Here is a 22,244-nt window from a genome sequence, read left to right as displayed (position 1 = left end):
GCCGGGCACGGCTCCGCGACCTGGTGGGATCTCGGAGGGCGCCGTCTGGTTCCGACGGCACGACGAAGGGCGCGCGCGAGCGCACCGCTGGTCGATTCTACGGGTGGGTGGGGGGCGGGTCAAAACGCCACGGTGGTGACCCGCCGCCCGTCCTGGTCGGGCCCGCCGGGCTCACTCGTCCTCGACGGCCTTGGGCGGTCCCGCCGCGCGGCGGGCCCCCCGTCGGCGCGTCGAGGTGATGATCCGCGGCTCGGTCGACACGGGCTCCGGGGTCGGCTCCGGGGTGGCACCGCCCTCGCCCGGGGTCTCGACCGGAGAGGTGGCCCCCGGCGTCGGCTCCGGCTCGGGGGTCACCTCGGGGGTCGGCTCCGCAGCAGTCCTGGGCTCGGGCGCCGGCTCGGTGGTGGGCGTCGGCTCGGTCCCGGCAGCCTCGTAGGCCTCCGAGCCGGGGGCGTCGCCGTCACCGGAGCCGTGCAGCACGTTGCCGGCCTCGGTGACCGCGTCGCTGACGACCTTGCCGACCGCGTCGGTGACCTTGTGGGGCTCGGCGGTGCCGGCCGCCACCTCGGCGACCTCGTCCTTGGCCTTCTCGGCGGACTTGGCCGCCATCGCGGCGAACTCCGCCGGCGTCGGGCGCTTCGGCGACTCCTCCGCGCCGTGGGCGGGCTGCGCGCCGGCGTGGCCGTTCCCGCTGCCGCCGTTGCCGCCGGTGTCGCCGTTGTCGCCGATGTCGTCGCTGCCCTTGCCGCGCCGACGGCGTCCGCGACGCGAGGACTCCTCGCCGTCGGACTTGCCGCCCCCGCCGCCCTTCTTGGCCTCGACGGGCTCGGCGTGGACCACGAGGCCGCGGCCCTGGCAGTGCTCGCAGCTCTCGCTGAAGGCCTCGAGCAGGCCGGTGCCGATGCGCTTGCGGGTCATCTGCACCAGGCCCAGCGAGGTGACCTCGGCGACCTGGTGACGCGTGCGGTCACGGCCCAGGCACTCGATCAGGCGGCGCAGCACGAGGTCACGGTTGCTCTCGAGCACCATGTCGATGAAGTCCACGACGATGATGCCGCCGATGTCGCGCAGCCGGAGCTGGCGGACGATCTCCTCCGCGGCCTCGAGGTTGTTCTTGGTGACCGTCTCCTCGAGGTTGCCCCCGGAGCCGGTGAACTTGCCGGTGTTGACGTCGACGACGGTCATCGCCTCGGTGCGGTCGATGATCAGCGAGCCGCCGGAAGGCAGCCACACCTTGCGGTCCAGCGCCTTGTTGATCTGCTCGTCGATCCGGTAGGCGGCGAAGACGTCCGCCCCGCCGTGCTCCGCGTCGTCGTACCTCGTCAGGCGCTCCTCGAGGTCGGGTGCGACCTGCTTGACGTAGGTCTCGACCATGTCCCACGCGTCGGCGCCGGCGACGACGAGCTCGGCGATGTCCTCGGTGAAGAGGTCACGCACCACCTTGAGGGTCAGGTCGGGCTCGGAGTAGAGGCACTGCGGTGCGTTGCCACCCTCGACCTTGGAGGAGATGTCCTCCCAGCGGGCGGTGAGCCGCTGCACGTCGCGGCGCAGCTCGTCCTCGGCCGCGCCCTCGGCCGCGGTGCGCACGATGACGCCCGCCGAGGACGGGACGATCTCCTTGAGCAGCGACTTGAGACGGTTGCGCTCGGTCTCGGGGAGCTTGCGGGAGATCCCGGAGGTGCTGCCCTCGGGGACGTAGACCAGGAAGCGGCCGGGGATGCTGATCTGGCTGGTCAGGCGCGCGCCCTTGTGGCCCACCGGGTCCTTGGTGACCTGCACCAGGACGGACTGGCCGGGCTTGAGCACCTGCTCGATCTTGCGCTGGCCGCCGTCCTTGGCGCCGAGCGCGTCCCAGTTGACCTCACCGGCGTAGAGGACCGCGTTGCGCCCCTTGCCGATGTCGATGAAGGCTGCCTCCATCGAGGGCAGGACGTTCTGCACACGACCGAGGTAGACGTTGCCGATGAGCGAGGTCTGGGACTCCCGGGCGACGTAGTGCTCGACCAGGACCTTGTCCTCGAGGACCGCGATCTGGGTGAGGTCACCGCGCTGGCGGACGACCATCTTGCGGTCGACAGCCTCGCGCCGGGCGAGGAACTCGGCCTCGCTGATGACCGGGGCGCGGCGCCGGCCGGCCTCGCGACCCTCGCGGCGGCGCTGCTTCTTGGCCTCCAGGCGGGTGGAGCCGGTGAACGAGGTGATCTCGTCCTCGGCCTGCCGGGCGGTGCGGACCCGGACGACGGTGTTCTCCGGGTCGTCGGTGGGCTCGTCGTCGCCCTCGCCCGCGCGGCGGCGGCGACGGCGGCGACGGCTGGTGCCGCCCTGCCCCTCGCTGCCGGACTCGCTGTCGCCGCTGTCCGCGTCGGCGCTGCTGTCGTCGTCCGAGCCCTGGTCGTCGCCGGAACCCTCGGAGGAGTCCCCGCCGTTGTCGGAGCCGCCCTGGCCCCCGCCGCCACCGCCACCACGGCGGCGTCGGCCTCCACGACGGCGCCTGCGCCGGGTGCCGCCCTGGGAGTCGTCGCCCTCGCCCTCGGCGTCGTCACCCGGCTCCTGGTCGTCGGCCGTCTGGTCCTCGGCGGCCCGGTCGGCCGCGCGGTCGGCCGCCTTGTCGGCCGCCTTGTCGGCCGCCTTGTCGACTGCCTTCTCGACCGTGCCGTCCTCGGCGGAGTCGTCCGGCTCGCCGGAGGAGGCGCCACCGGGCGTCGCGCCACCGGCCGTCCTGCGTGCGGCCGTCTTCTTGGCGGCCGTCTTCCTCGCCGCGGTCTTCTTGGCGGGAGGGGCCGTCGCGTCGCCGTCACCGGCGGCGCTCGCGTCGGCGGTCCCAGCGGTCTCGCCGGTGTCCGCGCCGTCGGGAGCCTGGGCGGCCGCCTTCTTGGTGGTGCGCTTGCGGGGCGCCGGGGCGGCGGGCGGGGCCTGGAACAGCAGCGACGTCGCAGCGGCTGGCACCGCGGACCCGTCGTCGTCGGCGCCCGCGTCGGTCTGGGCCGGTGCCGGCTCGGCGGCGGCCTTCTTGGTGCTGCGCTTGCGGGTGGTCTTCTTGACCACCGGAGCCTCGGGCGTGTCGCCCGGCGTGTCCGGGGTGCCACCGGGCTCGGCGGCGGGCGTGTCAGCCGCCGGGGGCGCCTCCGCTGCGGGCGCCGTCTTCTTGGCCGCGCGCTTGCGCGGTGCGGCCTTCTTGACCGGTGCCGCCTCGGCGTCCGGGGCGTCGGCCGCCGGGTCGGGGGTGTCCCCGGGCGCCTGCGCCGCCGGCGCGGCCTTCTTGGCCGGAGCACGCTTGCGGGTGGTCTTCTTGACCACCGGAGTCGAGGCCTCGGTGGCCTCGGGGGCGCCGGGCGCCTCCGAGCCGGAGCCGAGGTCGGTGCCCTGCTGGGCGCTGGTGGTGTCGTTCCCGGACTCGTCCGGGGTCTGCTCGTCGAGCATGGAACTCCCTTGGCGCCCGTCGCAGACGTGCGCAGTCAGTAAGCCTACGGTTGCGGCGACGCCCCGGGATCCCGGAACGGGGGTCGCGAAGGACCGAGGACACTGACCGCGGTCAGCGGGGATGGGCCGGAGCTGTCACCTCCGGGTCACACCGCGTCGCGGTCTGGTGCCAACGGGTCCCCCACTGTGCCGGCTTCCGCGTCGAGCGGTCCCTGGGCCAGTCGTTCCAGCAGCGCTCCACTGCCGGTGCGCAGCCCAGAGATCTCGCGTAGTCCAGCGAGGACGTCGTCGGGTCTCACAGACGGTGTGGCGTGTCGCAAGACCGTGTCGAGTATGGCACACCCCGCTTCCGCGGAGGCGTCGTCGGCGACCGCGAGGCGCACGACCGCGGCGCGGCAGTCGAAGGTCCGCAGGCCCCGCTTGGTCATCCGCTCGACGGTCACCTCCTCCGCGGCGAGGAACGCGCGGACCGCGTCGGCCGCCTCCGCGACCGGCACGTCGGGCAGCCGGACCCGCCAGTGGCTCGCCTCCATCCGGTCCGGGAGCGACCCGCCGTGGGCGACCACGACCTCCAGCACGTCGAGCCCGGGAGGCAGGGACTCGTCGATGAGGCGCCGCAGCTCCTCGGGGTCCATCTCGCGCGCCAGGCCGATCTCGAGGTACTCCGCCTCCGAGGCGGCCCCGGTGGGCGACGCGCCGGCGTACGAGATGCGCGGGTGCGGGTGGAAGCCGGAGGAGTAGGCCATCGGCACCCCCGCCCGCACCAGCGCGCGCTCGAAGGCGCGGGAGAAGTCGCGGTGGCTGGTGAAACGGAGGCGGCCGCGCTTGGCGTAGTGCAGGCGCAGGCGCTGCACCGGTGGGGCTTGCTGCTCGGGCTGGTCACGCACGGGGGGCCACCCTACTGGCGCTCACGTAGCCTGACCGCGTGGGCTACCTCGTCGAGACCTCCGGCCGCCTCAAGCTCCCCCAGGAGCTCGAGCGTCAGGCTCTGACGGTCCTCGAGGTGCGCATGGGCGCACGCGGCGGCTGGTTCGACGCCGACCAGGTCCACGTCGACTCGCTCGAGGAGCTCGCACCGTACGCCGCGGCGCAGGTCCGGCGCGAGGGCGAGTGGCTGCTGGTCGGCACCGACACCGACGGCGACCCCAAGTGGTCGGAGCAGGCCAGCGAGTTCTACCGCAGCCTCGGCAGCTTCGTGCGCGAGGGCGAGGTCCACGTGCGCGGCGAGGACGGTCAGGCGTGGTCCTACCTGTACTCCGGCGACGGCGTCCTCCAGCGTGGGGACAACGGCTGGGACGGCACGCCGGGCGACCCTGCGGCGGGTCCGGTCCCGCCGGCACCCACGCCACCTGGTGTGTCCCCTCCCCCGCCCGCAGCGTCAGGCCCGACCGCCGCCGGGGCTCCTGAGCCTCCGGCCCAGCCCGCGCAGTTCCGCTACCCCGGCAGCGACGAGCGTCCAGCTCCCCCGCCGCCGGCCGCTCCGCAGTCCTACGCGCCCGGCGACCCGGGGGACCCCGGCAGCGTCGCCGAGTCGCCGTCCTACCCCGGACCCCCGACCGGACTGCCCGAGGACCGCGTCCAGCGCGCCTGGGCCGACCCGCCCCCGGCATCGGCCGGCCGCACCGCGCTCATGGTGGGGCTGCTCGTGGTCGGGGTCGTCCTCATCATCGGGCTCGCCCTGCTCGTCTCCGGCCTCTGACCGCCCGCAACCCCACCCGCGTACTCCGACGTACGCGCTGGACAAATCGGACACGCGCAACGCGTACGGCGGAGTACGTGGCGCCCGCGCGGGGCCGGCCGGCCTCGCGCGCCGCGGTCAGACGACGCTGAGCGGGAGCAGGCGCTGGCCGGTGGGGCCGACCTGGATCTCGGTGCCCATCTCGGGGCAGACGCCGCAGTCGTAGCACGGGGTCCACCGGCAGTCCTCGACGTCACCGCGGTCGTCGAGGGCCTCCTGCCAGTCCTCCCAGAGCCAGACCTTGTCGAGTCCGGAGTCGAGGTGGTCCCAGGGCAGGACCTCGTCGAGGTCGCGCTCGCGGGTGGTGTACCAGTCGACGTCCACACCCGTGCCGGCCAGCCCGCTCTCGGCCGCGGCCATCCAGCGGTCGTAGGAGAAGTGCTCGCTCCAGCCGTCGAAGCGCCCGCCGTCGCGCCAGGCGGCCTCGATCACGCGACCGATGCGCCGGTCGCCGCGGGACAGCAGTCCCTCGACGATGCCGGGGCGGCCGTCGTGGTAGCGGAAGCCGATCGCGCGACCGAACCGCTTGTCCTTGCGGACCTCCTCGCGCAGCTTGGCCAGCCGCGCGTCGGTGGTCTCCCAGTCCAGCTGCGCCGCCCACTGGAAGGGCGTGTGCGGCTTGGGCACGAAGCCACCGATCGAGACGGTGCAGCGCACGTCGTTGCGTCCGGAGACCTCGCGGCCCTTGGCGATCACCTTCTTGGCCAGGTCGGCGATCTCCAGCACGTCCTCGTCGGTCTCCGTCGGGAGGCCACACATGAAGTAGAGCTTCACCTGGCGCCACCCGTGGGAGTACGCCGCGGCGACGGTGCGGATGAGGTCCTCCTCCGAGACCTGCTTGTTGATCACCCGGCGCATGCGCTCCGACCCGCCCTCGGGGGCGAAGGTCAGCCCGGAGCGACGGCCGTTGCGCGAGAACTCGTTGGCCAGCGTGATGTTGAAGGCGTCCACGCGCGTCGAGGGGAGCGAGAGCGAGACGTTGGTGCCGTCGTAGCGGTCGGCGAGGTCCTTGGCCACCTCGCCGATCTCGGTGTGGTCGGCGCTGGACAGCGACAGCAGGCCGACCTCCTCGAACCCCGACGCCTTGATGCCGTTGTCGACCATCGCACCGATCGTGGTGATCGAGCGCTCGCGCACGGGGCGGGTGATCATGCCGGCCTGGCAGAAGCGGCAGCCGCGCGTGCAGCCACGGAAGATCTCCACCGAGAAGCGCTCGTGGACGGTCTCGGCCAGCGGCACCAGCGGCTTGCGCGGGTAGGGCCAGGCGTCGAGGTCCATCAGCGTGTGCTTGCGCACCCGGGCCGGGACGCCCGGCATGGTCGGGGCGACGCGCACGATCGCGCCGCTCTCGTCGTACGACGTGTCGTAGAACTTGGGCACGTAGACGTTGCCCGAGACCGCGAGGCGGAACAGCAGCTCGTCGCGCGGCGAGCGGCCGTCGGCGCCGGGGCGCCCCTCGGACTTCCACTCGCGCACGACCTCGGAGATCGCGAGCACGACCTCCTCGCCGTCACCCAGGACGGCGGCGTCGACGAAGTCGGCGACCGGCTCGGGGTTGAACGCGGAGTGACCACCGGCGACCACCAGCGGGTGGGGCTCGGTGCGGTCCACCGCGTGCAGCGGGATCCCGGCGAGGTCGAGGGCGGTCAGCAGGTTGGTGTAGCCGAGCTCGGTCGAGAACGAGACCCCGAGGAGGTCGAAGTCCCCGACCGGGCGGTGCTGGTCGACGGTGAACTGCGGGATGTCGTGCTCCCGCATCAGGCGCTCCATGTCGGGCCACACGGCGTAGGTGCGCTCGGCGAGGACCCACTCCTGCTCGTTGAGCACCTCGTAGAGGATCTGGACACCCTGGTTGGGCAGGCCCACCTCGTAGGCGTCGGGGTACATCAGCGCCCAGCGGACCTGGACCGAGTCCCAGTCCTTGAGGGTGGAGTTGAGCTCGCCCCCGACGTACTGGATCGGCTTCTGCACCGTCGGCAGCAGCGGCTCGAGGCGGTGGAAGACCGACGCGCCGGCGTCAGCGAGGGCAGGCATGCAGCACTCTCCGGAGATCTAGGGGACTCCCCAGGATAACGGGCGCGTGGTCTCGACAGGCTCGACCACCGTGGTGTGGCTCAGTAGCGCGAGCGCGACTGGTAGGTGCTGGAGACGCCGAGGCCGAGCGAGCGCTGGTTGCGCGCGTGGATGTTGTGCAGCAGACCGACCGCCATGAGGCTGGCGAACATCGAGGTGCCGCCGTAGGAGACCAGAGGCAGGGGCACGCCGGTGACCGGCATGATGCCCAGGCACATGCCGATGTTCTGGAAGGCCTGGAAGCCGAACCAGCAGGCGATGCCGGCCGCGACGAGCCGGCCGAAGAGGTCCTCGGAGTGCAGCGAGATCGACAGCGCCCGGCGGATCACCACGGCGAGCAGCAGGATCAGCAGGCCGGCACCGAGCAGGCCGAGCTCCTCCCCCGCGACGGTGAAGATGAAGTCGGTCTGCTGCTCGGGGACGAACCCGGCACGGGTCTGGGAGCCATGGAAGAGCCCCTGGCCGAAGATGCCGCCGTTGCCGATCGCGATGCGCGCCTGCTCGGTGTTGTAGCCCGCGCCCCGCGGGTCGAGCGCGGGGTTGGTGAACGCCATGAACCGGTCGATCTGGTAGGGCTTGAGCACTCCCCCGACCACCGCGACCGTCGCCACGGCGATGCCGCCGACGGCCAGGCCGCCCAGCCAGCGGCGGGGCGCACCGGAGGCGGCGATGACGCCGAACACGGTGGCGGTCAGGACGAGCACCGTGCCGAGGTCGGGCTGGAGCAGGATCATCGCCGCGGGCAGGGCGGCCACGGCGAGCATGCCCACCACGTCGAGGTGGCGGACCTCGCGCTGGCGCCACGAGCCCTCGGTGCGCTCGGCCACGACCAGCGCCATCATCACCACGACCGAGAGCTTGGCGAACTCGGAGGGCTGGATGGACATGCCGCCCAGCACGATCCACGACCGCGAGCCGTTGATGGTCGAGCCCATCACGAAGACCAGCGCGAGCCCGACCAGCGACCCGGCGTAGAGCACGGGCGCGAGGATGCGCACCCAGCGGTGGTCGGTGGCGGCCACGAGCACGGCCAGCACGATCCCGATCGCGATGTTGACCAGGTGACGGCGGAGGTAGGCCTGCGGGTCACCCTCGGTGAGCGTGTCGCGCTGCGCGGTCGCCGACCACACCAGGAGCGTGCCGATCACGAGCAGCGCGGCGGTCGCCAGCAGCAGCGGCCAGTCCACGCGCGGAACGCGCGCCCAGGACGACTCCGTCCGGGCCGCGGCGCGCAGGCGCGTCGGGGCGAGGGTGCTCATGACTCCCCTTCGGCGTGCGTGGCCCGGCGGTGGGCGCGTGGGTGGGCACGGTGGTGCCGGGTGGCCGGCGGCAGGATCGAGCCGTCGCGGGCGAAGACCGGCAGCGTCGCCGGAGGCTTGGTGCCGGGGATGGCGGCGTCACGCTTGCGGACCTTGTCGCCCTCGATGCCGTAGAGGGCCTCCCAGATCTTGCGGATGCCGGGGCCCGAGGCGCCGGAGCCGGTGCCGGCCTGGCTGATCATCATCACCGTGACGTACTCCTTGTCGAAGCACGCCACCCACGACGTCGTCTGCTTGCCGGTGACCTCCGCGGACCCGGTCTTGCAGTGCAGGTGCACCTTGTCGAGCGGGAAGCCCTGCAAACGCCAGTTCATCGTGCCGTGGGGCTCGGAGGCGACCCAGCTGAGACCGGTGCGGACGAAGTCGAGGTCGCTCTTGGAGATCTTGACCTTGGCCTGGACCTCGGGCGGGATCTCGCGGACGACCTTGCCGTCGGGGCCGACGATCGCCTTGGCCACCCGCGGCTCGAACAGCGTGCCCCCGTTGGAGATCGCGGCGTAGCCCCGGGCCAGCTGGATCGGGGTGACCGCGGTGTCGCCCTGGCCGATGGCGAAGTTGACCGCGTCACCGGCGCGGTAGGCGTAGCCCTCGACGCAGAACTCCCGGGCGAACCGGTGCAGGAAGTCGTAGCCCGGCTTCTTGCCGATGCGGCAGTAGTAGTCCTTCATCGAGTCGTAGTAGGCGCGCTTCCACCTGCGGTCGGCGATGCGACCCGTGGTCTCGCCCGGCACGTCGATGCCGGTGCGCTTGCCGAACCCGAAGGTCTTGGCGATCTCGACCAGTGGGTCCTTGGCGTTCACGTCGGCGACGTCGGAGCCGTACTTCTGCCAGAAGTTGAAGCCCACGCGGTAGAAGAAGGTGTTGCAGGAGACCTCGAGGGCCTTCTGGAAGCCGATGTTGCCGTAGGAGCCGGACTCGAAGTTCTTGAAGGGGCGGTTGCCGACCTGGAAGCTCGAGGAGCACGGGAGCGAGGTCGACTGGCTGTAGCCGTTCTGCAGCGCGCCGATCGTCATGAACGGCTTCCAGGTCGAGCCCGGGGCGAACTGCCCCTGCGTCGCCCGGGACAGCAGCGGCGTGCCCGCGTCGGTGGAGTAGAGCCGCTCGAGCTGCTTGGAGCTGATGCCGTCGGTCCACACGTCGGGGTCGTACGTCGGCTGGCTGGCCATCGCGACCACGCGGCCGGTCTTGGCCTCCATCACCACGGCGGCCCCCGAGTCGGCGGCGTAGCGTCGCCCGGTCACCGGGTCCATCGTGCCGCGGGCGACCTGGATCATCTGCTGCAGCTGCTGCTCCACGACCGACTGCACGCGCGCGTCGAGCGAGGTCACCAGGGTGTCGCCGACCTTGCCCTTGACCTCGCCGGAGTCGCCGAGCACCCGGCCCATCGAGTCCACCGCGACGTTCTTGTAGCCCGGGAAGCCGCGGAGGTAGGCGTCGTACTCCTTCTCCAGGCCGGCCCGGCCGACGACGGAGGCGCCGTGCACCGACTCGTCACCCTTGGCCTCGGCCCGGTCGAGCTCGTCCTTGGTGATCGGGCTCAGGTAGCCCAGCACGTGGGCGGCGTTGATGCCGAACGGCGAGGGGTAGGCGCGGACGTTCTGCCGCTCGACGATGACCGAGGGGTAGTCCTCGTTCTGCTCCATGATCGCCAGGGCCGTGCGCTGCCGGATGTCCTTGGCGATCGGGACGGGCTGGTAGGGGGAGCCGTTCCAGCAGGTGCCGCTGACCGACCCCGGCTGGCCGCACAGCACGAGCCGCTGGCGGATGACCTTGGGACGCTGCTTGACCGCCTTGCCGATGCGTCGCAGCAGCTTGTCCTGCTGGGTCTCGTCGAGCCGGTTGAGCAGCGTGCGGTCGACGGTGACGACCCACGAGGTGCGGTTGGCGACCAGGGGCCGGCCCATGTCGTCGACGATGAGGCCGCGGGCGGGCTGCACGACGACCTCGCGGATCGACTGGTCGGCGGCCTTGGCCTGGTAGTCGGCGCCGCTGTCGACCTGGAGGTACCACAGCCGGCCGAGCAGGGTCAGGAACAGCATGAGCACGAGGACCTGGATCACCCACAGCCGGTTGCGCCCCACCAGGCGCGTGCGTGTGCCGGCGGTGGACGGCGACCCGGAGGACCAGAAGGCGGTCAGCGTGGCCATGGGCTAGACGGCCATCGCGGGCTCGGGCCGCAGCCGGCGGAAGAGCCGCATCGCCAGCGGGAGCACGAACGGGGCGAGCAGGAGGTCGTAGAGCACCGCCTCGGGGATCACCCGCAGCGCCTCGGTGACCGGCACGCCGCTGTCCTCCAGGACGAAACCGCTCAGCGCGAAGACCGAGGCTCCGACGAACGAGCAGGCGGCGACGGTCACCAGGGCCCCGACGGTCGAGCGCTCGGCGTCGGCGCGGACCCGCCCGGCGAGGTAGCCCACGACCACCAGCGCGAGCGCCCAGCGCCCGGCCAGGTGGTCGGCCGGCGGCACGAGGTCGACCGCCAGGCCGCCGACGAAGCCGAGGAGCGCGGCGAACTCGGGGCCGCGGGTGAGCGCGGCGGCGACGACGACGAGCAGGGCGAGGTTGGGCACGACGCCGTCGAGGGAGAAGGCGGCGAAGAAGCTCACCTGGAGCACGACCGCGAGCAGGATCACGGCGAGGAAGACGAGTCCCCGGACCACGCGCATGTCAGCGTCCTTCCTGGTCGGAGCGGGTGCCGGTGTCGACGTCGCCGGCCCGGATGACGGCCCGGTCGCCCTTGGTGCGCGCGTCGACCACGACACCCACGACGTCGAGGGAGGAGAAGTCGACGTAGGGGTCGATCACCGCGTGCTTGGCCTGCTCGCGCGGGGTGGAGTAGACCTTGGTGACGCTGCCGATCGGCACGCCCGCGACGTAGGGCGAGCCGCCCCGGCTGCCCCAGGTGACCACCACGTCGTCCTTGCCCGGGGTCTCCGAGTCGTCGACGAGGTCGAGGTCGAGCGGGCTGTCACCGTCGAGGGAGCCGCGCCCGGTGAGGAACCCGACCTCGGCGTTGGAGCCGAGGCGTGCCCCGACCATGGACCGCTCGTCGACGATGAGCAGCACCGTCGCGGAGTGGCGGCCCGCGGCGATCACGCGGCCGACGAGACCGTCGTTGTTGAGCACGCTGAGGTCGGGGTGGACGCCGTCGGCGGTGCCGGCGTCGATGGTCACCGTCTGGCTGAAGCTCTGGGCGGGACCGATCGCGATCACACGGGCGGGGACCAGGGCGAGCCCGCTGCGCCGGCTGGAGCGCAGCAGCCCGTCGAGCTCGGCGGCGCGGAAGCGCACCTGGGAGGTGGTGTTGACCTGGCCGCGCAGGTTGGCGTTCTCGGCCTCGAGCCGGTGCAGGTCGGCGCGCAGGTCGCGGTTGCTGGTGAAGAACTCCGGCACCTCGCGGAACGGGCGCGCCACGGTGGACGCCCCGCTCTGCACGGGGGCGAGGAGGTCGCCGACCGCGGAGCGGGCGGACTCCACGGGCGAGCCGTCACCGCCCTGGGCGTCGACGGCCATCACGGTCACGCTGGCCAGGGAGAGCACGGCGAGCAGCGAGCGCGAGCCGCGCCGCTGGCGGTCCTCCTTGGTGCGGGGACGACGGGTGCGGGGTGCCATCGGTCGACTCCTCAGCGACGGTTCTCGGTGACGAGCACCTGCTGGAGGGCCTCGAACTCCTCGACGCACTTGCCCGCGCCCAGGGCGACGGAGTGCAGGGGGTCCTCGGCGACGTGGACCGGCATGCCGGTCTCGTGGCGCAGGCGCTCGTCGAGACCGCGCAGCAGGGCGACGCCACCGGTGAGGACCAGCCCGCGGTCCATGATGTCGCCGGCGAGCTCGGGGGGCGTCTGGTCGAGCGTGGTGCGGACCGCGTCGACAATGTCGTTGAGCGGCTCCTCGATCGCGTGGCGCACCTCGCTGCTCGAGACCACGACGGTGCGGGGCAGGCCGGTGACCATGTCGCGCCCGCGGATCTCGGCCTCGGGCTCCTTGGTGAGCGGGAAGGCCGTGCCGAGGGTCATCTTGATCTCCTCGGCCGTGCGCTCGCCCAGCATGAGCGAGTGCTCCTTCTTCATCCAGGCGATGACCGCCTGGTCGAGGTCGTCGCCCGCCGTGCGGATGGACAGGCTGGTCACGATGCCGCCCAGCGAGATCACCGCGACCTCGGTGGTGCCGCCACCGACGTCGACGACCATGTTGCCGGTGGCCTCGTGGACCGGAAGCCCGGCGCCGATCGCGGCGGCCATGGGCTCCTCGATGATGTAGACCCGGCGCGCGCCGGCCTGGTAGCCGGCCTCCTTGACCGCCCGCTGCTCGACCGCGGTGATGCCGCTGGGCACGCAGATCACCAGGCGGGGCTTGGCGAAGTAGCGGCGGCGGTGCACCTGCTGGATGAAGAACCGCAGCATCTGCTCGGTGGCGTCGAAGTCGGCGATGACGCCGTCCTGGAGCGGTCGGATCGCGGTGATGTTGTCGGGCGTGCGGCCGAGCATGCGCTTGGCCTCGTGGCCGACGGCCAGCACCTCACCGGTCGAGGCGTTGAGGGCGACGACGCTCGGCTCGTCGAGCAGCACGCCCTTGCCGCGGACGTAGACGAGTGTGTTGGCCGTTCCGAGGTCGACCGCCATGTCCCGGCCGATGAAGCTGTTCGCCATCCCTGCTCCGCACTCCCGTAGCACTCACGTCACACGTGTCTCCGGGGAAGCGTAGGCAGCGACGACCCCCCGATCCGGGAGGACACGCACGCCCGCGCGGAGCAGGTCAGGTGTCAGAGGCCGGGGAACCAGATCGCGATCTCGCGCTCGGCGGACTCCGGGGAGTCGGAGCCGTGCACGAGGTTCTCCCGGTTGGACAGCGAGAGGTCGCCGCGGATCGTCCCGGGGGCGGCCTTGCGTCCGTCGGTGGCGCCGTTGATGCCGCGGACCACCTCGATGGCGGAGTCGCCCTCGAGCACCAGCGCCACCAGCGGGCCGGAGGTGACGAAGTCGCGCAGCGGCGGGTAGAAGTCACGCTCGACGTGCTCGGCGTAGTGGCGGTCGGCCTGGGCGCCGTCGATCACGCGCTGCTCGAGCGCGACGATGCGCAGGCCTCGCTGCTCGAAGCGGGAGAGGATCGCGCCCACCAGGCCACGACGCACGGCGTCGGGCTTGAGGAGGACGAGCGTGCGCTGCATGGGGTGCTCGGACATGGGGCGGAGCCTAGTGCCCGGGCTCGGGCACCGGACCCGCCGCCCGCTCCGACTCCTGCTCCGACTTCTGCTCGGGCTCCTGCTCGGCCTCCCACGCGGCCGTGCGCTCGGCGCGCTCGCGGTCGATCCTGCGGCCCAGGAACCACGACCCGGCGAACAGCGCGAGGAAGACCGCGCCCAGCCCGAACATGAGGGGTACGACGACGCCGGTCGCGATCGTGCCGACCTCCACCGACCAGCCGAGCCACACCCCGGCCCGCGTGCGCAGGGCACCGGCCGCGACGAGGCTGGCCAACGGCAGCCCGACCCCGAGGGCGACCGCCGCCGGCGTCGACAGGTCGGTCAGCGGCAGGAGGACCGCCGCGAACGGGACCAGGGCGATGGTCTGGAGCAGCAGGATGCCCGCGCACATGGTGCGCTGCAGGTGGGTCATCGCTCGCCCGCACGCCGCAGGAGCACCCGGGCCTCGCCCACGGTCACCACCGAGCCGGTGACGAGCACGCCGCCGGACCCGATCGACTCGCCCATGGCTCCCCCGGTCTCGGCCAGCGTGACGGCCTGCTCGATCGCGTCGTCCAGGCCGGGCGCGATGCGCACACGGTGCTCGCCGAAGATGTCGGCGGCGACCAGCGCGAGCTCGTGGGCCGGCATCGCGCGCGGCGTGGCGCTCTGGGTGCACACGATCTCGGACAGGACGGGCTCGAGGACCGCCAAGAACGCCTCGACGTCCTTGTCGGCCATCATGCCGACGACGCCGACCAGCGGGTCGAAGGTGAAGAACTCGCGCACCGCCTCCACGGCCGCCTCGGCGCCATGGGGGTTGTGGGCCGCGTCGAGCAGGACGGTCGGGCCGCGGCGCACGACCTCCATGCGCCCGGGCGAGGTGGCGCCGTTGAACGCCTCCCCCACGACCTGGCCGGTCAGCGCCCCGTCGCCGAGGAGGGCGTGGACCGCCGCGAGGGCGAGAGCGGAGTTCTGGGCCTGGTGGTGACCGAACAGCGGCAGGAAGACGTCGTCGTAGGACAGGTCGCCGACCCGCAGGCTCATCAGCTGGCCGCCGACGGCCGGCACGCTGTTCACCACGCCGAAGTCGAGCCCCTCGACGAGCATCGTGGCCCCGACCTCGCGGCAGCGCTCGGCGAGGACGGCCATGACCTGCTCGGTCTGGTGGGCGACGACGACCTGCGCGTTGGGCTTGATGATCCCGGCCTTCTCGACCGCGATCAGCTCGGGGCGGTCGCCGAGGTAGCGCGCGTGGTCGATCGCGATCGGCGTCACGACCGCCACGTCGCCGTCGGCGACGTTGGTGGCGTCCCAGGCCCCGCCCATGCCGACCTCGACCACGGCGACGTCGACGGGGGCGTCGGCGAAGGCGGCGTAGGCCATCGCGACCGACGCCTCGAAGAAGCTCACCGGGTGGGCCTCGGTCTCGTCGACCATCTGGAGGTAGGGCGCCACGTCCTCGTAGGCGCGCACGAACGCCTCCTCGTCGACGGGCTCACCGTCGAGGCTGATGCGCTCGGTCATCGACTCGACGTGCGGGCTGGTGAAGCGACCCGTGCGGAGCCCGGCCGCGACCAGCAGCCGGTCGACCATGCGGGCGGTGGACGTCTTGCCGTTGGTGCCGGTCAGGTGGACCACGCGGTAGGCGCTCTGCGGGTCGCCGAGCAGCTCGACCAGCGCCTGGATGCGGTCGAGGCTCGGCTCGAGACGGGACTCGGGCCAGCGGCGGAGCAGGGCCGACTCGACCTGGCGGTAGGACTCGGACGGCTCGCGGGGGGTGGTCTGCATGACCCCCCGAGTCTAGGGCTCAGTCCTGGGCGCGCACGTCGTCGGCCGCCAGCGGCACCGGCAGGGACATCGCGGGGTCGGTGGCGAGGGCCACCAGCTGGTCCGAGGTGTACGGCGACGGGGCGGCCGCCGGCCTCGACACCTCGACCAGCACCCAGGAGCCCGACGGGTCGTCCGGGGTGAACGAGGCCCGCAGGCCGCGTTCACCGTCGTCGGTGCGGCCGTGCTCGAGGGCGACGACCCCGCCGGGGACCCGGGTCGTGGTGCAGGAGAGGTAGACGTGGGTGCAGGCGCGGTCCTCCTGCCCGGTCGGCGGGCCGGCAGCCGCGTCCGACGGGGGCTCGTTCTGGGTCAGCACGAAGACCGAGCCCCCCGACGGCAGGTCGGCCCGGAAGCGCAGCCACTGCAGCGTGGCCCACTCGCGGTCGTCGCGCGGCAGCGCCCGGCTGCCCTGCTCACCGTCGGGCCGCGTGCCCGACCAGGCGGCGACGTCCAGCGGGACCCGCACGAAGCGCCGCACCGCGGAGTCCGCCTCCTCGTGCGCGGCCCGCGCGAGAGCCGCGTGCTCGGCCACCGAGTCGGGCGAGCCCAGCACCGCCCCGGCCCCGGGCGCCCGGAGGTGGGTCACCCCCGCCACGCCGGCGACCACGAGCGCGGCCGCGGCGACCGCGCCCAGCGCGCGGGTCGTCGTACGCCGGCGGCGCAGGCGGCGCCCGCCGGCCATGACGGCGTCGACGTCGGGGGCCCGCAGCTCGAACGGCTCGTCGGCCAACGCGTCGCGCAGGTCCTGAACTGTGCTCGTCATCGGGGGACCTCCTGCGGGGTCGGGTCGGTCGCGGCGACGCGGAGCCTGGCCAGCGCGCGCTTGAGGGTGGCGGCGACGGTCCCCGGGGGCAGCCCGAGGCTCTCGGCCGTCTCCGCCTGGGACTGGTCGAGGTAGTGACGCAGCACGACCACCGCCCGCTCCCGCGGGGTCAGGGTCGCCAGGAGGGCGCGCAGGTCCGTGCGGTCACCGGCCGCCTCGCCCTCGTCGTCGAGGCGGCGGTCGAGCAGCCGGTCGTCGTGCGAGGCCGGGACGAACCGCAGCAGGCGGCGCCGCCGGTAGCCGTCGAGGTAGGCGTTGACCAGGGCCCGCCGCACGTAGGCATGGGCGTCCAGGGTCCGGACGCGCGGCCAGGCGGCGTAGGTCCGGGTGAGCACCTGCTGCACCAGGTCCTCCGCGTCGTCCCGGTCGCGGGTCAGCAGCCAGGCCGCGTGCGTCCACCGCCGCCAACCGGCGGCCACGAGGTCGCTGAACTCCGCGTCCAGCGACGCGCGGTCGTCCTCGCCCGGCCTCATCGGGCCATGTTCTCGCTCCACACCTGTCCCGACGAACGGGCCGGCGGTCTCGTTGCGGAACTGGTGCGCGCGCTTCGCCGGGCGCTTCGTAGGATTCGGCCCATGACTGACACCCAGCGCCCCGCCATGGGCACGGCCCCGGACACGTCGACGCCCGACCGCGGCGTCGTCGTACCCGACCGCCCGGCGCTGGAGGGCCTCGAGGCGACGTGGTCGGCGCGGTGGAAGGAGCAGGACACCTACCGCTTCGACCGGTCGAAGACCCGCGAGCAGGTCTACGCCATCGACACTCCCCCGCCGACCGTCTCGGGGTCGCTGCACGTGGGGCACGTCTTCTCCTACACCCACACCGACCTGGTCGCCCGCTTCCAGCGGATGTGCGGCAAGGAGGTCTTCTACCCGATGGGCTGGGACGACAACGGCCTGCCCACCGAGCGCCGGGTGCAGAACTACTACGGCGTGCGCTGCGACCCGTCACTGCCCTACGACCCCGACTTCGTCGCGCCCGAGAAGCCGGACCCCAAGCGTCAGGTCCCGATCAGCCGGCCCAACTTCATCGAGCTCTGCGAGAAGCTGGTCGTCGAGGACGAGAAGGCCTTCGAGGCGCTGTGGCGCCAGCTCGGCCTCTCCGTCGACTGGACCCAGACCTACACCACGGTCGGCAAGAAGGCGCAGACCGTCTCCCAGCGCGCGTTCCTGCGCAACTTCGCCCGCGGCGAGGCCTACCTGCAGGAGGCGCCCACGCTGTGGGACGTCACGTTCCAGACCGCGGTCGCCCAGGCCGAGCTGGAGGCCCGGGAGTACCCCGGCGCCTACCACCGGGTGGCGTTCCACGGCCCGGTCTCGACAGGCTCGACCACCGGGAAGGTCCACATCGAGACCACGCGCCCCGAGCTGATCCCCGCGGTCGTCGCACTGATCGCCCACCCCGACGACGAGCGCTACCAGGCGCTGTTCGGCACCACCGTCACCTCGCCGGTCTTCGGCGTCGAGATCCCGGTCGTCGCGCACGAGGCCGCCGAGCCCGACAAGGGCGCCGGCATCGCGATGTGCTGCACCTTCGGTGACCTCACCGACGTGACGTGGTGGCGTGAGCTCGACCTCCCGGTCCGCACGGTCGTCGGCCGCGACGGCCGCCTGCACCGGGAGACCCCCGAGTGGCTGAGCGCCGAGCCCGCGGCGACGGCGTACGCCGAGCTGGCGGGCAAGACCACGTTCTCGGCCCGCGAGGCGATGGTCGCGCTGCTGCGCGAGTCCGGCGACCTCGACGGCGAGCCCCGGCCCACGCAGCGCATGGCGAACTTCTACGAGAAGGGCGACAAGCCGCTCGAGATCGTCGCCACCCGCCAGTGGTACATCCGCAACGGCGGCCGCGACACGGCCCTGCGCGACGAGCTGGTCGAGCGCGGCAGCGAGCTGCAGTGGCTGCCGCCGCACATGCGCCACCGCTACGACAACTGGGTCGGCGGCCTCAACGGCGACTGGCTGGTCTCGCGCCAGCGGTTCTTCGGCATCCCGTTCCCGGTGTGGTACCCCCTCTCCGCCGAGGGCGAGCCCGACTACGACCACCCGCTGCTCCCCCGCGAGGCCGACCTGCCGGTCGACCCCTCGACCGACGCGCCCTCCGGCTACTCCGCCGACCAGCGGGGCAGGCCGGGCGGCTTCATCGGCGACCCCGACGTGATGGACACCTGGGCCACCTCGTCGCTCACCCCGCAGATCGCGGCCGGCTGGGAGAGCGACGACGACCTGTTCTCCCGCGTCTTCCCGATGGACCTGTGCACCCAGGCCCACGACATCATCCGCACCTGGCTGTTCTCGCGGGTCGTCCGCTCCCACTTCGAGCACGGCGTCGTCCCGTGGACCCACGCGATGATGTCCGGCTTCGTGGTCGACCCCGACCGCAAGAAGATGTCGAAGTCCAAGGGCAACGTGGTCGTCCCCACCGAGATCCTCGACAAGTACGGCGCCGACGCCGTCCGCTGGCGGGCGGCGATGGCCCGGCCGGGGCTGGACTCCCCGTTCGACGAGTCGCAGATGAAGGTCGGCCGCCGTCTGGCGATGAAGGTGCTCAACGCCTCCAAGTTCGTGCTCAGCGGCCCCGGTGCCGGCGAGGTCGACCCGGCCGCGGCCACCGACCCGGTGGACCGGGCCCTGCTGGCGGGCCTGGCCCAGGTGGTCGAGCGCGCCACGGCCGCGTTCGCGGCGTACGACTACACCACGGCGCTCGAGGTGACCGAGCGGTTCTTCTGGTCCTTCTGCGACGACTACGTCGAGCTGGTCAAGGAGCGGGCCTACGGCGCCCGCGGCGAGGAGGCGGCCCGCTCGGCGCGGGCGACCCTCGCCACCGCGCTGCACGTCCAGCTGCGCCTGCTCGCTCCGTTCCTGGTCTACGTGACCGAGGAGGTCTGGTCGTGGTGGCAGGAGGGCTCGGTCCACCACCAGCCCTGGCCGACCACTGCCGACCTCGGTGGCGTCGAGGGCGACCCCGAGCTCCTCGGCGCGGTCGCCGAGGCGCTCGCGGCGCTGCGCGGGGTCAAGTCGGCGGCCAAGGTCTCGATGCGCACCGAGCTGACCGACGCCGTCGTCTCGGGCTCCGCGGCCTCGCTCTCCCGGGTCGAGGCGGCTCGGGAGGACCTCTGCGCGGCGCTGAAGGTCGTCGGCGGCCTCACGCTCGAGCAGTCCGACGGCGACGTGCTCGTGGCGCGCGCCGAGGTCGCCCCGCCGTCCTGAGCCACGGCGACTGCTACGCCGGGACCGCGGGGGCAGGGACGTCGTGACCGAGCCCCGTGCGGGACGCAGCGTCGTCCGTCGCCTGCGCGTGGACGGTCCGTGCGAGCGCGCCGAAGGCGACCAGGTAGAGCACCGCGGAGAGCTGGGGCGCCCAGCTCGCGAGGTTCCCCCCGACGAACTCGACGACGAGGAAGGCGGCGACCAGGACCGGCACCCACCGGGGGGCCACCTGGGTGCGCCACAAGGCGGCAGCCAGCACGAGGAGGCCGAACACGGTGCCGAGCAGTCCCATGGCGGCGAAGAGCATCACCGGCGAACCCTCCACGTCCGCCAGCAGCGCGGCGGAGGTGGACCGCGTGGCGGCGTCCTGCGCCATGACCACGCTGACCAGGGAGACACCGCCGAACACCGCGTGGCCGAAGGCACCCACGGAGGCCAGGCAGACGCCGACCACCGAGAGGCGGGACGCTTCGTCGCGCAGGAGGTGCCCGACACCCAGGACCGCGACCAGGAACGGCAGCTGGGCGAGCGTGAACGTCAGGGCCGAGACCCACGACAGCGCGCCCGCCTGGTCGATGGCAGCCAGGCGGTCGGTGTAGCCGCTGGGGAACTCGGGGGCCGTGGCGGTGGAGACCGCGCTGAGCACGGCCGTGACGACGAGGGAGGTGGCGGCGACGTCGCGCCGGAAGGTCGAGGTTGTCATGTCCCCAGCGAAGCGGCGCGGGCCGGTCACCGCGTCCCTCCCCGGTCGACAACGGCGTCAACCGCAGGATGACCACGGCGTCGACCTGGGGAACCTAGGGTGAGTCCCGTGAGCGCAGCGAGCCGACGATCGGTCCTCGACGGTGCCCTGGCCGCCGCCGTCGTCGCGGCCGGGCTCGCCGAGCTCCTCGTGCCGTTCGCGTCGGTCCAGGGCTCCGGGTCACGGGCCGTCACCTCGGCCGCCGTCGTCGTGGTCGGTGGCGTCCTCTGCCTGCGCCGGGTCGCCCCGCTCGCCACCGCGGCGGTGGCCCTGCTCGCCTGGCCCGCGCTGTTCTCGCTCACCCCGCTCTACGTGCTGTTCTGGGGCCAGTTCGTCCCGATGGCGATCGCGCTGTTCTCCGTGGCACGGCACGGGCGCGGCCGGGCGCCGTACGCCGGAGCGGCGCTCGGGGCGGCCGCGCTGCTGTTCTTCGACCTGCGGGTCGACGCGCTCCAGGGCGCCTCCGAGATCGTCTTCCACTGGGCGGTGTTCGCCCTGACCTGGTCCGCCGGCCGCGCCCTCGCGGTCCACGAGCGCCGCTCGCTGCTGCACTTGCAGCGCGCCGTCGACGCCGAGGTCAGCGCCGCCTCTGCCGTCCTGCAGGCGATCGTCGACGAGCGCACCCGCATCGCCCGCGAGCTGCACGACGTCGTCGCCCACGCGGTCAGCTCGATCGTGGTCCAGGCGGGCGCGGCGGAGCAGGTCGTCGAGAGCGACCCGGCCTACGTCCGCGCGCGTCTCGAGACGATCCGCACCAGCGGCTCGGAGGCGTTGGAGGAGATGCGACGCGTCGTGGCGATCCTGCGCCAGGAGGGGGACGCGGGCGCTCTCGCCCCGCAACCAGGGGTGGGGCTGATCCCTGGTCTGCTCGCCGAGGCCCGTGCGCAGGGCCTGGACGTCGAGTGGGTCACCGAGGGGGAGGTCGTGCCGCTCTCCCCCGGCCTCGACCTCGCGGTCTACCGCATCGTGCAGGAGGCTCTGACCAACGTGCGGCGTCACGCGCACGCGACCCGGGTCCTGGTCCGCCTCGCCTACGACGCCCGCGGCGTCCGGGTCGACGTCTCCGACGACGGGTGCGGATCCTCGGCGAGCACCGGACCCCGCGGGCACGGCCTGGTCGGGATGACCGAGCGGGCCGCGCTGTACGGCGGGACCGTGCGGTCCGGCCCGGCCGCGGACCGGGGGTTCGTGGTCATCGCGGAGCTGCCCCTGACAGGTGCGCGGTGACCCGGCCGGCGTGGCGGGTGCTCGTCGCCGACGACCAGGACCTGGTCCGCGAGGGCTTCGCCATGATCCTCGAGCGTGCCGGGGCGCAGGTGGTCGGCCAGGCCCGTGACGGGGTCGAGGCGGTCGAGCTGGCCCGTGAGCATCGTCCGGACGTGGTGCTGATGGACGTGCGCATGCCGCGGCTGGACGGGATCGGCGCGACGCGTGCCGTCGTCAGCGAGGCACCGGGCACCCGGGTGCTCGTGCTCACCACGTTCGACCTCGACGAGTACGTCGTCGACGCGGTCCGCGCGGGCGCCAGCGGCTTCATGCTCAAGGACGCGCGTCCCGGCGACCTGGTCCACGCCGTGGACGTCGTGGCCCGTGGCGAGTCGATGGTCGCGCCTGCGCTGGCCCGCCGGCTCCTCGAGCGCTTCGCCACCCACCCCCCGGGGCCGTCGCCCGGTGCGGCGGTGTGGGACCGCGTCAGCGAGCGCGAGCGCGCAGTGGCGGTCGAGGTCGCCCGGGGCCGGTCCAACCAGGAGATCGCGGCCGAGCTCTTCCTCAGCGAGGCGACCGTGAAGACCTACGTCTCACGGCTGTTCACCAAGCTCGACCTGGGCGACCGGGTGCAGCTGGTCGTGCTCGCCTACGAGACGGGCCTGATCAGCGTCGGTGGCGCGGACTCGCCCTGAGCCGCGC

The 22,244-nt window shown here is 73.0% G+C and carries 18 protein-coding genes; 4 read left to right on the top strand and 14 right to left on the bottom strand.

Features of this window, described 5'->3' with window-relative positions; translation table 11 throughout:
* Positions 1-171: 171 nt before the first annotated feature.
* Positions 172-3,420, bottom strand: coding sequence for an Rne/Rng family ribonuclease (locus tag J2S63_RS19065; protein WP_310305662.1), 3,249 nt, complete (start codon positions 3,418-3,420; stop codon positions 172-174).
* Between the two features lie 146 nt (positions 3,421-3,566).
* Positions 3,567-4,307, bottom strand: coding sequence for a TIGR03936 family radical SAM-associated protein (locus tag J2S63_RS19060; protein WP_310305660.1), 741 nt, complete (start codon positions 4,305-4,307; stop codon positions 3,567-3,569).
* 38 nt (positions 4,308-4,345) lie between these two features.
* On the opposite strand from J2S63_RS19060, the gene J2S63_RS19055 reads away from it, so the two are divergent.
* Positions 4,346-5,119 (top strand): hypothetical protein, encoded by a 774-nt coding sequence (locus J2S63_RS19055; protein WP_310305658.1) that lies wholly within the window; start codon positions 4,346-4,348, stop codon positions 5,117-5,119.
* Between the two features lie 117 nt (positions 5,120-5,236).
* Here the strand turns inward: J2S63_RS19055 and J2S63_RS19050 are convergent, their stop codons facing one another.
* The 11 genes from J2S63_RS19050 to J2S63_RS19000 form a co-directional block, all read right to left on the bottom strand.
* The gene (locus J2S63_RS19050; RefSeq protein ID WP_310305654.1) at positions 5,237-7,192 is read right to left on the bottom strand and encodes a TIGR03960 family B12-binding radical SAM protein; all 1,956 of its coding nucleotides are present in this window, start codon (positions 7,190-7,192) and stop codon (positions 5,237-5,239) included.
* Positions 7,193-7,272: 80 nt separating this feature from the next.
* Positions 7,273-8,490 (bottom strand): rod shape-determining protein RodA, encoded by a 1,218-nt coding sequence (gene rodA, locus J2S63_RS19045; protein WP_310305652.1) that lies wholly within the window; start codon positions 8,488-8,490, stop codon positions 7,273-7,275.
* Positions 8,487-10,697 carry a penicillin-binding protein 2 gene (mrdA, locus tag J2S63_RS19040; RefSeq protein WP_310305650.1) on the bottom strand — a complete coding sequence of 737 codons (2,211 nt, stop codon included), beginning with the start codon at positions 10,695-10,697 and terminating at the stop codon, positions 8,487-8,489. Before mrdA ends, rodA begins: the two co-directional genes overlap by 4 nt.
* Before the next feature lie 3 nt (positions 10,698-10,700).
* Positions 10,701-11,216: a rod shape-determining protein MreD gene (gene mreD, locus J2S63_RS19035; protein WP_310305648.1), complete on the bottom strand. Its 516-nt coding sequence runs from the start codon at positions 11,214-11,216 to the stop codon at positions 10,701-10,703.
* Between the two features lies 1 nt (position 11,217).
* Complete coding sequence (mreC, locus tag J2S63_RS19030; protein ID WP_310305645.1) at positions 11,218-12,162, bottom strand: rod shape-determining protein MreC; 945 nt, start codon at positions 12,160-12,162, stop codon at positions 11,218-11,220.
* Positions 12,163-12,173: 11 nt separating this feature from the next.
* Positions 12,174-13,199 carry a rod shape-determining protein gene (locus J2S63_RS19025; RefSeq protein WP_310305643.1) on the bottom strand — a complete coding sequence of 342 codons (1,026 nt, stop codon included), beginning with the start codon at positions 13,197-13,199 and terminating at the stop codon, positions 12,174-12,176.
* 113 nt (positions 13,200-13,312) lie between these two features.
* Positions 13,313-13,732: a nucleoside-diphosphate kinase gene (gene ndk, locus J2S63_RS19020; protein WP_310305641.1), complete on the bottom strand. Its 420-nt coding sequence runs from the start codon at positions 13,730-13,732 to the stop codon at positions 13,313-13,315.
* 10 nt (positions 13,733-13,742) lie between these two features.
* The gene (locus tag J2S63_RS19015; RefSeq protein WP_310305639.1) at positions 13,743-14,165 is read right to left on the bottom strand and encodes a DUF4233 domain-containing protein; all 423 of its coding nucleotides are present in this window, start codon (positions 14,163-14,165) and stop codon (positions 13,743-13,745) included.
* The gene (locus J2S63_RS19010) at positions 14,162-15,523 is read right to left on the bottom strand and encodes a bifunctional folylpolyglutamate synthase/dihydrofolate synthase (protein ID WP_310305638.1); all 1,362 of its coding nucleotides are present in this window, start codon (positions 15,521-15,523) and stop codon (positions 14,162-14,164) included. Before J2S63_RS19010 ends, J2S63_RS19015 begins: the two co-directional genes overlap by 4 nt.
* 19 nt (positions 15,524-15,542) lie before the next feature.
* Entirely contained in the window at positions 15,543-16,328 is a 786-nt protein-coding gene (locus tag J2S63_RS19005; RefSeq protein WP_310305634.1) for a hypothetical protein, read from the bottom strand.
* On the bottom strand, positions 16,325-16,861 hold the full coding sequence (locus J2S63_RS19000) for a sigma-70 family RNA polymerase sigma factor (RefSeq protein WP_310305632.1): 537 nt from the start codon (positions 16,859-16,861) through the stop codon (positions 16,325-16,327). Before J2S63_RS19000 ends, J2S63_RS19005 begins: the two co-directional genes overlap by 4 nt.
* A 102-nt stretch (positions 16,862-16,963) precedes the next feature.
* Between J2S63_RS19000 and valS the strand changes: the two genes are divergently transcribed.
* A complete protein-coding gene (valS, locus tag J2S63_RS18995; protein WP_374725125.1) occupies positions 16,964-19,594 on the top strand; it encodes a valine--tRNA ligase in 2,631 nt (876 codons plus the stop codon).
* 13 nt (positions 19,595-19,607) lie between these two features.
* Here the strand turns inward: valS and J2S63_RS18990 are convergent, their stop codons facing one another.
* Positions 19,608-20,297 carry a hypothetical protein gene (locus J2S63_RS18990; protein ID WP_310305628.1) on the bottom strand — a complete coding sequence of 230 codons (690 nt, stop codon included), beginning with the start codon at positions 20,295-20,297 and terminating at the stop codon, positions 19,608-19,610.
* Positions 20,298-20,405: 108 nt separating this feature from the next.
* Here J2S63_RS18990 and J2S63_RS18985 point away from each other — a divergent pair, with 108 nt between their 5' ends.
* Both J2S63_RS18985 and J2S63_RS18980 read left to right on the top strand, forming a co-directional pair.
* Positions 20,406-21,563: a sensor histidine kinase gene (locus J2S63_RS18985; RefSeq protein ID WP_310305625.1), complete on the top strand. Its 1,158-nt coding sequence runs from the start codon at positions 20,406-20,408 to the stop codon at positions 21,561-21,563.
* Positions 21,560-22,237 (top strand): response regulator transcription factor, encoded by a 678-nt coding sequence (locus tag J2S63_RS18980; protein ID WP_310305622.1) that lies wholly within the window; start codon positions 21,560-21,562, stop codon positions 22,235-22,237. Before J2S63_RS18985 ends, J2S63_RS18980 begins: the two co-directional genes overlap by 4 nt.
* The last annotated feature ends 7 nt before the right edge of the window (positions 22,238-22,244 follow it).

The organism is Nocardioides marmoribigeumensis (genome assembly GCF_031458325.1).
In the GTDB taxonomy this organism is placed as follows: Bacteria; Actinomycetota; Actinomycetes; order Propionibacteriales; family Nocardioidaceae; genus Marmoricola_A; species Marmoricola_A marmoribigeumensis.
This window is presented reverse-complemented; position numbering and strand designations above follow the sequence as displayed.